Genomic DNA, 14694 nt, shown 5'->3' on the forward strand with positions numbered 1-14694 from the left:
CGCCTCCTGCGTCAGACCGCCTGGGAGGCGACGTACGAACCGCGCTTCTCGATCGCCATCTGGTAGAGCCGGCCCGCGCGGTACGAGGAGCGGACCAGCGGCCCGGACATCACGCCGGAGAAGCCGATCTGCTCGGCCTCGTCCTTCAGCTCCACGAACTCGGCCGGCTTCACCCAGCGCTCGACGGGGTGGTGGCGCGGCGTGGGCCGCAGGTACTGGGTGATGGTGATGAGCTCGGTGCCCGCCTCGTGCAGCTGGCGCAGCGCCTCGCTGACCTCCTCGCGGGTCTCGCCCATGCCCAGGATCAGGTTGGACTTGGTCACCAGACCGGCCTCGCGGGCCTTCGTGATGACCTCGAGGGAGCGCTCGTAGCGGAAGCCGGGGCGGATGCGCTTGAAGATGCGCGGCACCGTCTCGACGTTGTGCCCGAGCACCTCGGGGCGGGAGGAGAAGACCTCGGCCAGCTGGTCCGGATCGGCGTTGAAGTCGGGGATGAGCAGCTCGACCTTGGTGAAGCCGCCCTCCCGCTCCGCCGTCATCGCGTGGATCTGGCGCACCGTCTCCGCGTACAGCCAGGCGCCGCCGTCCTCCAGGTCGTCGCGGGCGACGCCGGTGATGGTGGCGTAGTTCAGGTCCATCTTCACGACGGACTCACCGACGCGGCGCGGCTCGTCACGGTCGAGGGCCTGCGGCTTGCCGGTGTCGATCTGGCAGAAGTCGCAGCGCCTCGTGCACTGGTCGCCGCCGATGAGGAACGTGGCCTCGCGGTCCTCCCAGCACTCGAAGATGTTCGGACAGCCCGCTTCCTGGCAGACCGTGTGCAGCTCCTCGGTCTTCACGAGTTTCTGCAGGGCGTTGTACTCGGGGCCCATCTTCGCCCGGGTCTTGATCCACTCGGGCTTGCGCTCGATGGGGGTCTGGCTGTTCCGGACCTCCAGGCGCAGCATCTTGCGTCCGTCGGGTGCGACTGCGGACACATCGGCTCCCTGTAGCTTCGATTCTTCGGCGCACACCAGGGTACGCCCGTGATGTCGTTGGGCTTACTTCTGGCCAACCTCTGGCCAACGGGGTCCATTCCCCGGACGCGGGTCGTCCCGCCATGCGGTCAGGGACCGGTCGGCCGGTCACGGACCGTTCACGCGGTCACGGACCGGTCAGGCCGTCGCCGGCTGCTCGATCTCGCGCGGCTTGAGCTCCGCGTTCTCCAGTACGTCGCGCAGGTGCCGCTCCGCGACGGGCAGCACGTCGGCGATGGTGAGCGCGCGGTCCAGCTCGTACGCGAGCGACGTCACGCCCGCGTCCCGGATGCCGCACGGGATGATCCGGTCGAACCAGGTGTTGTCCGGGTTCACGTTCAGCGAGAAGCCGTGCATCGTCACGCCCTTGGCGACGCGGATCCCGATGGCCGCGATCTTGCGGTCCTCGCGGCGCTGTCCGGCGTTGGAGGGGGCGTACTCGGGACCGTTGAACCGTGCGTCGAATTCGTCGTCCTGCAGGCGCGGGTCGAAGTCCAGGGAGAGCCCGCCGAGCAGCGGGCGCCGCTCCACCGGGTCGCCGAGGACCCACACGCCGCTGCGGCCCTCGATGCGCGTCGTCTCCAGGCCGAACTCCGCACAGGTGCGGATCAGCGCCTCCTCCAGGCGGCGCACGTGCGCCACGACGTCCACCGGGCGCGGCAGCTTCTGGATCGGGTAGCCCACGAGCTGGCCGGGGCCGTGCCAGGTGATCTTGCCGCCGCGGTCCACGTCGATGACGGGGGTGCCGTCCAGCGGGCGCTCGCTGTCCTCGGTGCGGCGGCCCGCGGTGTAGACGGGCGGGTGCTCCAGGAGCAGGCAGGTGTCCGGGATCTCGTCGGCGAAGCGGGCGGCGTGCACGCGGCGCTGCTCGTCCCACGCCTCCTGGTACTCCACGGCGTCCGGGCCGAAGCCCAGTCGGACGAACCGAAACTCACTCACGGCAGGTGCCTCCCTGAACGTTCACCGTGCACATATCGCGCCTCTGCCACTGTACGGGCCCCTCCGAGTGGCAACTCCAGGGCGGGTTCCTCACACGATCGGATGAATGAGGGGCAAAGGCGGCGATGAAGGCTGTGATGGCCGTTACATTCGCGCCGTTCACGAGGCCATAAGGGCTGTTCAAAGCAGGGCCCGGAAGGCAGGAGACCGCACCGCTGATGACGGAACGACCCCCGCAGCGCACCCCAAACCGACAGCTTGCCGCTCTGATTTCGGAAGCCGGGTTCTCCAATGCGGGTCTCGCGCGCCGCGTCGACCAGCTCGGCCTCGAGCATGGGCTCGACCTGCGCTACGACAAGACGTCCGTGACTCGCTGGCTGCGCGGCCAGCAGCCCAGAGGCACCACACCCGCGCTGATTGCCGAGGTCTTCACCAGACGGCTCGGGCGCCGGCTCTCCGCCCAGGACCTCGGTCTCGACGCCTGCGCGCCGGTGTACGCGGGGCTGGAGTTCGCGGCCACCCCCGAGGAGGCCGTCGACATCGTCGGCGGGCTGTGGCGCAAGGACTCCGGGAGCCACGCGGAGCTGCGGAAGATCGCGTTCACCCCGGCCGGGCTCGTGGTGCCCAGCCGGGACTGGCTGATCGGCCGGGCCGACGAACGCGTCGGGCGCGGCGACACCGAACCCGGCCACGCCCGCGTCCCCGTGCAGGGGCGCCCCGCCGTGCCCCGGCAGCGGCAGGGCTCCGAGCGCGGGCCCGGCCAGCGGGTCACCAGCGGGGACATCGCGGCGCTGCGCTCCGTCGGCGAGCTGTTCCGGGCCCTCGACCACGCGTACGGCGGCGGTCACGCGCGCCAGGCGCTGGTCCGCTACCTGGAGCACGAGGCCGAGCCGATGCTGCGCGGCACCTACGGCGAGCAGGCCGGGCGGCGGCTCTTCGCGGCCGCCGCCGATCTGACCCGCCTCGCGGGCTGGACCTCGTACGACATCGCGGCGCACGGCCTGGCCCAGCGGTACTACGTCCAGGCGCTCAGGCTGTCGCAGGCGGCGGGCGACCGGGCGTACGGCTCGTACGTCCTGGTCACCATGAGCCGTCAGGCCGTCTACCTCGGGCACGGCCGCGAGGCGGTCCAGCTCGCGCGGGTGGCCCAGCAGGGCGTCGGCTCCTCGGCACCGCCCGTCGTGCAGTCCCTGCTGTACGCCGCCGAGGCGCGCGGGCACGGGGTGCTCGGCGAGGTGCGGGCCTGCACGGCCTCCCTCGTGCGGGCCGAGCGGTCGCTGGAGGCGTCGCGGCCCGGGGACGAGGTGCCGCACTGGGCGCGGTTCTTCGACGAGGCGCAGCTGGCCGACGAGTTCGGGCACAGCTACCGCGATCTGCAGCAGTACCGGGCCGCGGCCCAGTACGCCGAGCGCTCGCTCCAGCTGCGCGCCCCGGCGTTCGCGCGCAGCCGCCTGTTCTGCCGGGTGGTGCTGGCCACGGCGCGGCTCGGCCTCGGCGAGCTGGAGCAGGCCTGCCAGCTGGGCGCGGAGGCCGCGCAGGCGGCCGGCGAGATGCGGTCGGCGCGGGCGCACGAGTACGTGCGCGACTTCGAGCGGCGCCTTGAGCCCTACCGGGACGCGGCGCCGGTGCGGGGGTACCGCGACAGGATCGCGGCGCTGGGGTGAGACCCGGAGAGGGACTCGGGTGAGACCCGCAGAGGGACTCGGGTGAGACCCGGAGAGGGGCCGGACCCACGTGGTCCGGCCCTTCCGCGCTCACCTCAGGCGCGCGACCCGCTCGGGGCTCAGCGCCTCGTCCCAGGTGACCAGGTCGTCCAGATCGCCCCGCAGGCTCGCCTTCTCCGTGCCGATGGACCGCAGGGGGAGGGGAATCGACGCGGCGACCGACCCGACCCGCTCCCCGTCGGCGTACAGCGTCGTGCGCCCCTTCGTCGCCACCCATGTCAGCCGCGTCCAGCGGTCGAGCGGCAGGGTGTGGCCGAAGCTGTGGTCCGCCTCGCCGTACCGCGTGAAGCCGACCTCGCCCGTGCCGTGCTGCATCAGTTTCAGGGCGCCCGCCCCGGAGCTGAGCAGGACCTGGTCGGGGGTCCGCGCGGTGGCGCGGACGCGGACCGAGACCGTCCAGGGTTCGGCGACGTCCAGGCCGCCGAAGCCCACCCCGTCCCGGTCGGAGTCGAACCGCCAGGCCTGCCCGCGCACGCCGGGCACGGGGGCCGGGTTGTCGATGATGTACGAGGTGCCGGACAGGTCACCGGCCGTGTCCTCGGCGAGGATCGTGTTGCCGGGGCTGCCCGCGTACGTCCAGCCGCTCGGATACGACGCGTCGTCGAAGGTCCAGTGGTGGCTGGGGCGCCCCGTCACGCGCGGCGGCAGCGGCGCGGGCGCGGTGCCGGGAGGGTCGCCGATGCGGGCGGCGCGGGCCCGGAAGTCGGCGAGCGTGTCCGGGGTCGCGGATCCGTTCCAGGCGCGGTCGGCGAGGATCGCGCGGGGGCCCGCCATGTGCTGCTCGAAGTAGCCGTCGTCGGCCCAGAAGTTGTAGTCGGCCCAGTTCGTGACGCCGGAGCCGAGCATGTCGGGGGCGCTGCTCGGCGCCCAACTGTCGTACATCCAGGGCTCGTCCGGGTACTTGTGGTGGTAGTTGTTCGGGGTGTCGTAGAACGGGCCGATGGCGATCTCGTCGTGGCCCGGGATCTCCGGTTCGGCGCCCGTGCCCTCCCAGGTCAGGAAGACGACGGGGGAGTGGACCTGCTGCTGGGGCGCGCTCAGGTGCTCGGAGCCGTTGTAGACGGCGGTGCGCTTGCCGTGCGAAGTGACCACGTCGTCCAGGGTGTTGACGTAGCGGTTGAGGAGGTCGCCGAGCGTGGAGACGTCCGGGTCGGCCGCGAGGTGGTCCTGCACGCGCGGGCACTGGGCGAGCTGACCGGGCACCTCCTCCGCGCCGATGGAGAAGAGCGGCGCGTCGAACCAGCCCGCGAACTCGTCGACGATCTCCTTCGACTTCTCGACCGCCTTCTCGCTGGTCATGTCGATGATCCAGTCGGGCGTGAGGTGGGAGTGCGTGTGCGCGCCGGTGCACGGATCCGGCCCCGAGCCGAAGCCGATGCCGAAGGTCTCGCTGATCACGGTGGCGTGGCCGGGGAGTTCGAGGCCGGGCATCAGCTGGACGTGGTGGCGGGCCGCGAAGGCCTTCAGGTGCTCGATGTCGGCGCGGCCGTAGCTGTGCTCGGGGTCGGCGAGGCCGGGGAACTTCGGGCTGTACAGGCGGAACCCCTCGGACTCGGAGAGGTGCAGCAGGAGCGTGTTGAGCTTCTGGTCGCCCATCCTGCGGATGAGGTTCTCCAGATACGGGATCTTCCAGTACTTGCGGCCCGCGTCGAGGTGGACCATGCGGATCTGCTGCGCGGGCCGGTCCGTCGCGGTGGCGCGGGGGAGCGCGCGGTGGTCGTCGGCGGTGGCGCGCAGCAGCTGGAGCAGGGTGCGCGTGCCGTAGTAGAGGCCGTGCGTGGACGCGGCCTCGACGCGGACCGGGCCCCTGCTGTCGAAGCGGTGGCCCTCGGCGCCGAGGGCGCCGCTGCCGCCCGCGTCGGTGAGGGTGAGGACGATGTCCCCCGGCGCCGGGCTGCGGCCGCTGGTGACGCGGGGTGCGAGGCCGGTGACCTGCTCGATCTCCGTACGCAACTGCGTGGCGAGCTGTCGTACGGACTGCCGTGCCGGGCCCGGCAGTTCGGCGCGCCCGGCGGGCAGCGCGGTGGCCGACGCGGTGCGCGGGTCGAGGACGATGCGGGTGGCGCGGGTGAGCGTCGTGCGGCCGTCCAGCGCGGTCCACTCGGTGGGGCGGGGGATCACGGACGGCGGCGCCGCTGACCCTCCGGCCTCCCCGCGCGGGGCGTCGGCGTGAGCGCTGGGCAAGGCCAGACCTCCCATGACTAGGCCGAGGATGAGCGATATCACCGGCAAGGTGCGACGCACGTCGGTCCTCCCGCTGCTTGGCGATCCGGCTGGGACGGTAACCGCGTACTACCGGTGTGGCAAGGGGAGTTGCAGAGGTCCACGGGATCTCGTGGTGGGCCCGCACAGGGCGAAGCCCCCGCGTGGGGGAGCGCGGGGGCTTCTGGGGGAGCGGGACAAGAGATCCGATGGATCAGGGTGTGACGGACGGTCGGGTCAGGCCGCGACGGGCAGGGTCTCCGGGGTGTACGAGGGGGCGATGCCGAAGTCCGTGAGGACGGCGTGCGCCGCGCGCCGGCCCGAGTGCAGGGCGCCCTGGACCGTGCTGGTGTCCCGGTGGTCCCCGCAGACGTAGAGCCCCGAGAGCAGGCGCACCGGACGGCGCAGGTCGTGCGGGGGCGGCATCGCGGGCACCGCCTCGCGGGTGTGGTGGAGGGCGAGCCGTTCCCAGCGGTGGGTCGCGGTGCCGTACAGCGCGGCGAGGTGGGCGAGGACGGCCCGCTCGTCGGGCGGCGGGCCGAGCACGGTCGAGGAGACCAGGACGCGGCCGGCGGGCGCCCGCGAGGGATCGACCTGGCTGACGACCGCGGTGTGGGCGACAGGACCCGCCCGGTCGGCGTCCAGGAGCAGCGCCGGCCCGTCCAACGGCGGCTCGGGCGCGGCGTGGTGGACCACCGTCACCTCGTGGAACGGCGGTACGCGCAGGCCGGGCAGCAGCTCGGCGGCGGCGCGCGCGTCGGTGGCGAGGAGCACGGCGCGGCACGGGAACTCACCGTGCTCGGCGGTGGTGACGGAGGTCGTGGAGACGGCGGTGACGCGGACGCCGGTGCGGACCGTGCCGGGCGGCAGGGCGGCGGCGAGCCGCTCGGGCAGCGCCTCCGCGCCGCCCTCGGGCAGGCACAGGCGGCCGCGCGCGAAAGCGTGCAGGGCGAGGTCCGCGCACCGGCTGGACGTCGTCAGGCCGGGGTCGCAGAGCAGGGCGGAGAGCAGCGGGCGCAGAAAGCCGGCGATGGTCCGCGAGGGCAGCCCGCGGGCGGACAGGGCGTCGCCCGCCGGGAGTTCGGGGCGGGCCAGGATGCGCTGGAGCGGGGTGGCGGCGAGCCGGGCGAGGGCGCCGGCGAGCCGTGCCTGGTCGAGCGCGCTCCCCAACGGGGCGTTGCGCGAGGCCGACTTGGCGGCGGCTCCGGGGGAGGTCCGCGGGGGCCGCGAACCGAGGGGGGCGCTTGCCAGGGCGCGCGCCGTGGTGAGTGCGCCCCTCGCGCTCCGTCCGGACACCGGCTCCGCGGCACGGTGGTGGCGGCCCTCGCTGTGCACGAGCAGGCCGGGGGCGAAGGGGCGCAGGACGAGCGAGTCGAGCCCCGGTGTGCGGCGCAGTTCCGGATACGAGGTGGTGAGGAGCTGCCCGATCCTGTCGAGCCGGAACCCGTCGACCTTCTCGGTCGACATCCGGCCGCCGACACAGGGGGCGGCTTCCAGGACAACGGTCGTCACACCGGCGCTGGTCAGCCGATGCGCTGCCGAGAGCCCCGCGGCCCCGGCTCCCACGATGACGACGTCCGCATGGTGCGCAGGCTCTGGCACGTGCCCCTCCCGAGGTCGCGCGGCGTTGTGGGGTCCTGATGCCCCCGACAGGGCCCGGGAACTCCCCGGTTCGGGACGAGGGTAGGAGCGGTTCCGGTCAGCGGCAGTCGCGCATGCACCGGGCACGGTCGCACGCCGGTCGCACGGCCCGTCCCCGCGATCCCTCCTTCCCCCGGACCGGCGCCGCTACCGCAGCGCGGCCCGGATCGCCTCGTCGATCCCCGGGAACGCGAAGGAGAAGCCGGATTCCAGGAGCCGGGTCGGCAGCACCCGCTGGCTGCCGAGCACGTCCCCGGCCATCTCGCCGAGCACCACGCGCAGCGCGGGCGCGGGCGCCGTGAGCAGGGTGGGCCGGTGCAGCACCCGCCCCATCGCGGCCGTCACCTCGCGGTTGGTGAGCGGATCGGGCGCCGTGAGATTGACGGGCCCGGCCAGGGTGTCCGTGTCGATGAGGTGGCGCAGCGCGGCGACCTCGTCGTGCAGGGAGATGTAGCTCCAGTACTGCCGGCCGTCGCCGAGGCGCCCGCCGAGCCCCGCCTTGAAGAGCGGGAACAGCCGCCCCCACGCCCCGCCCTCGCGGCCGATCACCAGGCCGTTGCGGGCGAGGACGGTGCGGATGCCCGCCTCGTGCGCGGCGGCCGCCGCGCCCTCCCACTCCACGCACAGCGACGGCAGGAAGCCCTCCCCGGCGGGCGCGCTCTCGTCCACCGCGCGCTGTCCGGTCTCTCCGTAGTAGCCGATCGCGCTCGCGTTCACGAACACCCGCGGCGGCTCGTCGAGCGCGGCCACGGCGGTGGCGAGCGCGGTGGTGCCGAGGACCCTGCTGTCCCGGAGCTCCCGCTTGTACGCGTCGGTCCAGCGGTGGTCGCCGATGCCCGCGCCCGCGAGATTGACGACGGCGGAGCAGCCGGTGAGCCCGGCCGTGTCGACGTACCCCTTCCCGGGGTCCCAGCGCACCTCGTCCGCGGCCCGCGGAGCCCTGCGCACCAGCCGCACCACCTCGTGCCCGTCGGCGGTCAGGGACCGGGTCAGCGCCGTGCCGATGAGCCCGGAGGCGCCGGCCACGGCGACGCGGGACTGTGTGGTTTCCATGGGCCCATCCTGCCCCGCGCGGCCGGGGTGAGGCCTGCCTCGTGAAGCGACGGTGGTACGCGGCCCCGCCGCCGTACAGTGGCGCCATGCCGGACTTGCACATACGCACCGCACTGCCCGAGGACGACGACGAGCTCGCCCGCCTCGACCGCGCCACGTGGTCCACGCTGCACGCGGTCCAGCCCCGCCCCCAGCCTCCCTACGACCCCTTCTTCGACGACCGTTTCGGCCCCCGCGACCACCTGGTCGCCGAGCTGGCCGGACGGCTCGTCGGCTATGTGAAGATCGGCTACCCCACCCCGCTGCTGGTCAACGCGCACGTCCGCCAGATCCAGGGCTTCGTCGTCGCCGAGGACGTGCGCGGCAGGGGCGTGGGCAAGCGGCTGATCAGGGCCGCGATGGACGAGGCGCGCCGCCAGGGCGCGCTCCGCATCACGCTGCGGGTCCTCGGCCACAACACCCCGGCGCGCACGCTCTACGAAGCGGAGGGGTTCGCCGTCGAGGGCGTGCTGCCCGGCGAGTTCCTGCTGGACGGCGCGTACGTCGACGACATCCTCATGGGCCGCCCCCTCTGACGCCGTGGCGCGGGCGCACCCGGCGGACCGGCCCGGGGTGCGCCCGCCCCGCGCGCGTAGGAGCGTGAAGAGTACGCGGGAAGGAGCGCACCGGTGACCAGGGCCGCGGCCAGCCGTCGGGACCAGGAGGAGTGGGGCTGGCTGCGCGGTGCGCCGCCGCCCCGCTGGGTGCGGGGTGCCCCGCCGGTGCTCCTGGCCGTGATCTGCGTGGTCCAGGTGGCCACCCCCAAGCCGGTCGACCTCGGCTTCCTGCTCGCCGCCGTCCCGCCGCTCGCCGCCCTGGCGTACGGCCCCGCCGCCACCGCCGTCTTCGGCGGCGCCGCCATCGCGCTGATCGCCCTGCCGGGCTTCGGGCTGGACCGGCCGGGGGAGAGCGACGCGGCGACGGTCGCGTTCGTGGCGCTGCTCAGCGTGCTCTTCTCCTGGCTGCGCAGCCGCCGCGACGCCCAGCTGGTGACCGTGCGCAGCGCCGCCGAGGCCGCCCAGCTCGCGGTCCTGCCCCCGCTGCCCGAGCGGGTGGGGGCGGTGCGCTGCGCGGGCCTGTACCGGGCGGCGCAGCGCGGCACGCTGGTCGGCGGCGACTTCTACGACGTCCGCCGGGGGCCGTGCGGCGTCCGCGCGCTGGTCGGCGACGTGCAGGGGCACGGGCTCGCCGCGGTCGGCACGGTCGCCGCGCTGCTCGGGGCGTTCCGCGAGGCGGTCCTCGACCAGCCCGACCTGGAGGGCGTCGCGGCCCGCCTGGACCGCAGGCTCGTCGTGGACTCGGCGCAGGAGGAGCACGCCGAGCTGTTCGCGACGGCGGTGCTCCTGGAGTTCCCCGACGACTCCTCCGTCGTCCGCGTCCTGTCCTGCGGGCACCCGCCGCCGCTGCTGCTGCGCGGCGCCGAGGTCATCGAGCCCGCCGTGCCGCCGGGCCCGCCGCTCGGCCTCGGCATCGCGGGCGTGGCCCCGCCCGAGCGCCTGACGGTGCCGCTGCTCGACGGCGACCTGCTGCTCGGCCTGACCGACGGGGTGATCGAGGCGCGGGACGCGGCGGGCCGGTTCTACCCCCTGGTGGGCCGGCTCGCCGAGCTGGTCAAGGCCGACCCGGCGCTCCTGGACGACCCGGCGGAGCTCACGGCCCGCGTCTGGACGGATGTGACCCGTCACGCGGGCCGGATCAGGGACGACGTGACGATGATGGTCTTCGCGCCGGACCCGGGAGGGGAGGGCGGGGGCGCCGCCTAGCCCCGGTCCTCGCGGCCCCGCGCCCTCAGGCGCGCGCCCGCGTCAACAGCCGCATCCCGCCCATCAGTTCCCGCAGGCACCGCACCGCGAGGTCCGCGGGGGAGCCCGGACCCGTGACGTCCGCGTCCGACTCCGCCCAGGTCTCCAGGGCGATGCGGATCGCGTCCGTGGCCGCCGCGGCGGCCAGGCGGACCTCCAGGGGGTCCGCGTCCTCGCCCGCGAGCCCCGCGACGACGGGACGCAGCCGCTCCTCCGACTCCTGGTTCACGCGGTACCAGACCGCCCGCAGCGCCGGGTCGTCCACGGCGGCGCGCAGCAGCCCGCGGGCCTGCCGCAGCCCGGCCGCGGCGGCCTCGTCCGGCGCGGCGAGCGCCTCGGAGACCGCGCGCTCCAGGGCCCCGGGGAGGTCCGCGCCCGGCTCGCTCGCGGCCAGCAGCGCGCGCCACCGCTCCCCGCCGACGGCGAGCAGCGGGCCCACCGCGTCCTGCTTGTTGCGGAAGTAGCGGTAGAAGGTGCGCAGCGCGACCCCGGCGCGGCCCGCGATGGCCTCGGCCGTCGTGCCGTCGGGCCCGTGCGCGGTGAAGAGCTCGGCCGCGGCGTGCGCGATCTCCAGCTGGGTGGCCAGCTTGCGGCGCTCCGTGAGGGAGAGGGGCGGGGTGGACGACTGAGTGCTCACACCTCGAAGCCTACGCCGACACGCGGCCCTGAAGGCATGTTTGGACTATGTGGCACATTGTGCCACCCGGGCGTACTGTGTAGTACGAAGTCGAAGCACGACAGTCGCGACGCGAGCGCCGCGGAAGTGGAGAAGGCCATGAGCGCCCAGTACAACCCCCACCGTTACGAAGGCCGTCGCGCCCTGGTCACCGGCGGCGGCTCCGGCATCGGCCAGGCCACCGTCCTGCGCATGCTGGCCGAGGGCGGCCGCGTCGTCGCCGCCGACGTCAGCGAGGACGGCCTGAAGGACACCGTCGCCAAGGCCGGCGCCGCCGCGGAGCGCCTCACCACCGTCGTGGTGAACATCGCCGACGAGGCCTCGGTCCGCGCCGGTGTCGCCGCCGCCACCGCCGCGCTCGGCGGCCTCGACGTCCTGGTCAACGCCGCGGGCATCCTGCGCTCCTCGCACACCCACGAGACCACCCTCGACGCCTTCAACCAGGTCATCGCCGTCAACCTCACCGGCACGTTCCTGATGATCCGCGAGGCCATCCCGGCGCTGCTCGAAGGAGACGGCCCCGCCGTCGTCAACTTCAGCTCCACGTCCGCGATGTTCGCCCACCCGTACATGGCGGCCTATGCGGCGAGCAAGGGCGGCATCCAGTCCATGACGCACGCGCTGGCCAGTGAGTACGGCAAGCAGGGCATCCGCTTCACCGCCGTGCAGCCCGGCTCCATCTCCTCCGGGATGACCGACGGCTCCGGGGCCAGCAGGCAGAGCACGGGCCCCGGTCTGCCCGAGGACGCCGACATGAGCCTGTTCGTGAAGCTCGCGCCCGCGCTCGGCCAGGGCTTCGCCGGACCCGAGACCGTGGCCTCCGTCGTCGCGATGCTCGCCTCGGACGACGGCCGCTTCATCACCGGCACCGAGGTCCGCATCGACGGCGGCACGCACTTCTGACCGGCCGTGGGGCCGCGCGGGCGGCACTCAGTCCGCCATGAACCGGTCCCACAGCTTCGGATAGCGCTGCGCCATCACCGCGTCGTCCTCGAAGTCGAGGGGCGTGCCCTCCGGCTCCGGCGGCGCGGGCGGAATCCCCAGGTCCGGGCCGACGACCCCGGTGAGCTGCTCGTACGCCTCGTCCGCGGCGTAGCCGAGCTCCTCGCCGTCGCCGTCCAGCTCCTCGTCGAAGTCGTCCAGGAGGTCGGCGAGGGCGTCCGGGTCGTGCACCGCGCCCTCGAAGACCTCCCGGCCCTGGCCGATCAGCCAGCACCGGAAGTAGTCGAAGGCGTCGTCGCTCGCGCCGCCGAGCAGCACCCAGGCGGCGCCCCACAGGTCCCAGCGGTAGGCGCGGTTGTAGCGGGACTCGAAGTGACGGGCGAAGTCGAGGACGGAGTCCGGGTCGGACCGCAGCAGTCTCTCGACGAGCAGCTCGGCGTGGTCCTCGGGGTCGCCGCCGGCGGCCTCGCGGGTGCGGTCCACGATCTCCCAGAACTCCGTCTCGTCCATCACGGATCCAGCATCGGCCCTGGGGAGTGGGGGCGCACGCGGAGTGCGCCGGAATGCGGCTGTCTCGTTATGCGTGCACATGCCGATGGAAAGACCGACAGCAGGTGTCGGGTTTTGGTGGCAGCTTTGACCACATGACGACCACGAACGCCGCGAAGACGGCACAGTCGGACACCCCGCGGCAGGACTCCGCGCAGCCCCTCACCGGAAAGATCGCCCTCGTCGCCGGCGCCACCCGCGGCGCGGGCCGCGCGATGGCCGTGGAGCTGGGCCGCGCCGGAGCCACCGTCTACGTCACGGGCCGCACCACCCGCGAGCACACCAGCGAGATCGGCCGGACCACCGAGACCATCGAGGAGACCGCCGAGCTGGTGGACGCCGCCGGCGGCAAGGGCGTCGCCGTGCCCACCGACCACCTGGAGCCCGAGCAGGTCGCGGCCCTCGTCGAACGCGTCGACCGCGAGCAGGGCCGCCTGGACATCCTGGTCAACGACATCTGGGGCGGCGACATCCACGTCGAGTGGGACAAGAAGATGTGGGAGCACGACCTCGACAAGGGGCTGCGCATCCTGCGCCTCGGCATGGAGACCCACATCGTCACCAGCCGGTACGCGCTGCCGCTGCTGATCAGGAACCCCGGCGGCCTGGTCGTCGAGGTCACCGACGGCACCGCGGAGTACAACGGCGCCAACTACCGCAAGCCCTTCTACTACGACCTCGCCAAGGCCGCCCCGCTGCGGATGACGACCGGCCTCGCCGAGGAGGTCAAGGAGTACGGCTGTACGGCGCTCTGCCTCACCCCCGGCTGGCTGCGCTCGGAGTTCATGCTCGACACGGCCTTCAAGGTGACCGAGGAGAACTGGCTCGACGGCACCGAGCAGAACCCGCACTTCGCGATCTCCGAGACGCCGACGTTCGTGGGCCGGGCCCTGGTCGCGCTCGCCGCCGACCCCGACGTGCGGCGCTGGAACGGCGCGTCCCTCTCCAGCGGCGGACTCGCCAAGGAGTACGGCTTCACCGACGTGGACGGCTCGCGGCCCGACGCCTGGCGCTACATCGCGGAGGTCGAACAGGCGGGCAAGGAGGCGGACGTCACCGGCTACCGGTAGAGCTCCGCCGTCCGCGCCGTGGCGTCCGCGAAGCGTGTGCGCAGACTCGGGGGCGCCAGGACCTCCACCTCCGGGCCGAGCCCCATGAGCTGCGTATAGGCCACGTCCTCGTTCTCGACGGGCAGGGTGACCGTCACCCGGCCCGTCGCGTCGGGCTCACCCGCCGCCGCCAGCGCCTCGTGCACGGACGCGGCACCGGTGGCGTACGGCAGCCTGCGCACCCCCGCCTCGGAGAGCCGCAGCACGACCTCGGCCCGCAGGATCGCCCGCGCGAACTGCTCGGCGCGCTCGTCCCAGAAAGCAGGCAGGTCGAACTCCTCGTCGCGCACGAAGCGTTCCTCGCCCGAGGCGACCGCCGTGAAGCGGTCGATGCGGTACACGCGGAACGACCCGGACTCCGGCACCCGCGCGCACAGGTACCAGACACCCGCCTTGAGGACGAGCCCGTACGGCTCCAACTCCCGCTCCACCTCGGACTCCTGGCGCCGGTAGCGGGCCGTGATCCGGCGGTCGTCCCACACCGCGTCCGCGACCGCGGGCAGCAGCTCGGGCGCGTGCGTCTCCTTGAACCAGCCCGGCGCGTCCAGATGGAACCGCTGCGCCGCGTTCTGCGAGGCGTCCCGCAGCGAGGGCATCAGCGCCGCCGACACCTTCAGCCGGGCCGCCGACGCGGCGTCCTCCAGGCCCATCTCCCGCAGCGCGCCCGGCACGCCGGACAGGAACAGCGCCTCGGCCTCGCTGCGCCCGAGCCCCGTCAGGCGGGTGCGGTAGCCGCCGATCAGCCGGTAGCCGCCGGTGCGGCCCCGGTCGGCGTAGACGGGAACGCCCGCCTCCGACAGCGCCTGCGCGTCGCGCGTGATGGTCCGCTCGGACACCTCCAGCTCGGCGGCCAGCTCGGCGGCGGTCATGGAGGGCCGTGCCTGGAGCAGGAGCACCATCTTGATGAGGCGGGCAGCGCGCATGGGTCCCATGATGCCGTGACGCGCATACGGATGCGGGCCCCCGCCGACGGCAGGGGCCCGCACCCGTATGCGGTGGGCT

At 73.8% G+C, this 14694-nt stretch carries 13 protein-coding genes; 5 read left to right on the top strand and 8 right to left on the bottom strand.

What is annotated here, in order from left to right; translation table 11 throughout:
- Positions 1-11: 11 nt before the first annotated feature.
- The gene (locus AB0L89_RS04005; RefSeq protein ID WP_365133762.1) at positions 12-977 is read right to left on the bottom strand and encodes a lipoyl synthase; all 966 of its coding nucleotides are present in this window, start codon (positions 975-977) and stop codon (positions 12-14) included.
- Positions 978-1154: 177 nt separating this feature from the next.
- Positions 1155-1955, bottom strand: coding sequence for a lipoyl(octanoyl) transferase LipB (lipB, locus tag AB0L89_RS04010; RefSeq protein WP_365133765.1), 801 nt, complete (start codon positions 1953-1955; stop codon positions 1155-1157).
- Positions 1956-2173: 218 nt separating this feature from the next.
- Between lipB and AB0L89_RS04015 the strand changes: the two genes are divergently transcribed.
- Positions 2174-3619, top strand: coding sequence for a regulator (locus AB0L89_RS04015; protein WP_365133768.1), 1446 nt, complete (start codon positions 2174-2176; stop codon positions 3617-3619).
- 90 nt (positions 3620-3709) lie between these two features.
- On the opposite strand, the gene AB0L89_RS04020 is transcribed toward AB0L89_RS04015, so the two are convergent.
- From AB0L89_RS04020 to AB0L89_RS04030, 3 genes are all read right to left on the bottom strand, one after another.
- Positions 3710-5863, bottom strand: coding sequence for a family 20 glycosylhydrolase (locus tag AB0L89_RS04020; RefSeq protein ID WP_365133771.1), 2154 nt, complete (start codon positions 5861-5863; stop codon positions 3710-3712).
- Between the two features lie 255 nt (positions 5864-6118).
- Complete coding sequence (locus AB0L89_RS04025; RefSeq protein ID WP_365133773.1) at positions 6119-7483, bottom strand: NAD(P)/FAD-dependent oxidoreductase; 1365 nt, start codon at positions 7481-7483, stop codon at positions 6119-6121.
- Between the two features lie 186 nt (positions 7484-7669).
- Positions 7670-8575, bottom strand: coding sequence for a TIGR01777 family oxidoreductase (locus AB0L89_RS04030; protein ID WP_365133776.1), 906 nt, complete (start codon positions 8573-8575; stop codon positions 7670-7672).
- 86 nt (positions 8576-8661) lie between these two features.
- On the opposite strand from AB0L89_RS04030, the gene AB0L89_RS04035 reads away from it, so the two are divergent.
- Together AB0L89_RS04035 and AB0L89_RS04040 are read left to right on the top strand one after the other, a co-directional pair.
- A complete protein-coding gene (locus tag AB0L89_RS04035) occupies positions 8662-9150 on the top strand; it encodes a GNAT family N-acetyltransferase (RefSeq protein WP_365133779.1) in 489 nt (162 codons plus the stop codon).
- Between the two features lie 93 nt (positions 9151-9243).
- Positions 9244-10377, top strand: a complete 1134-nt coding sequence (locus AB0L89_RS04040) for a PP2C family protein-serine/threonine phosphatase (RefSeq protein WP_365133782.1) — start codon at positions 9244-9246, stop codon at positions 10375-10377.
- Between the two features lie 25 nt (positions 10378-10402).
- Here AB0L89_RS04040 and AB0L89_RS04045 read toward each other — a convergent pair whose 3' ends face one another.
- Positions 10403-11053 carry a TetR family transcriptional regulator gene (locus AB0L89_RS04045; RefSeq protein ID WP_365133785.1) on the bottom strand — a complete coding sequence of 217 codons (651 nt, stop codon included), beginning with the start codon at positions 11051-11053 and terminating at the stop codon, positions 10403-10405.
- Positions 11054-11191: 138 nt separating this feature from the next.
- Between AB0L89_RS04045 and AB0L89_RS04050 the strand changes: the two genes are divergently transcribed.
- The gene (locus AB0L89_RS04050) at positions 11192-11995 is read left to right on the top strand and encodes an SDR family oxidoreductase (RefSeq protein ID WP_365133788.1); all 804 of its coding nucleotides are present in this window, start codon (positions 11192-11194) and stop codon (positions 11993-11995) included.
- A gap of 27 nt (positions 11996-12022) precedes the next feature.
- Here the strand turns inward: AB0L89_RS04050 and AB0L89_RS04055 are convergent, their stop codons facing one another.
- Positions 12023-12544, bottom strand: a complete 522-nt coding sequence (locus tag AB0L89_RS04055) for a DUF4240 domain-containing protein (protein WP_365134014.1) — start codon at positions 12542-12544, stop codon at positions 12023-12025.
- Between the two features lie 134 nt (positions 12545-12678).
- Here AB0L89_RS04055 and AB0L89_RS04060 point away from each other — a divergent pair, with 134 nt between their 5' ends.
- The gene (locus tag AB0L89_RS04060; protein WP_365133791.1) at positions 12679-13653 is read left to right on the top strand and encodes an SDR family oxidoreductase; all 975 of its coding nucleotides are present in this window, start codon (positions 12679-12681) and stop codon (positions 13651-13653) included.
- Here AB0L89_RS04060 and AB0L89_RS04065 read toward each other — a convergent pair.
- On the bottom strand, positions 13644-14615 hold the full coding sequence (locus tag AB0L89_RS04065) for a YafY family protein (RefSeq protein ID WP_365133794.1): 972 nt from the start codon (positions 14613-14615) through the stop codon (positions 13644-13646). The genes AB0L89_RS04060 and AB0L89_RS04065 overlap by 10 nt on opposite strands.
- Positions 14616-14694 lie beyond the last annotated feature (79 nt).

Origin of the sequence: Streptomyces sp. NPDC052114 (assembly GCF_040680155.1) — a bacterium.
Classification (GTDB): Bacteria; Actinomycetota; Actinomycetes; order Streptomycetales; family Streptomycetaceae; genus Streptomyces.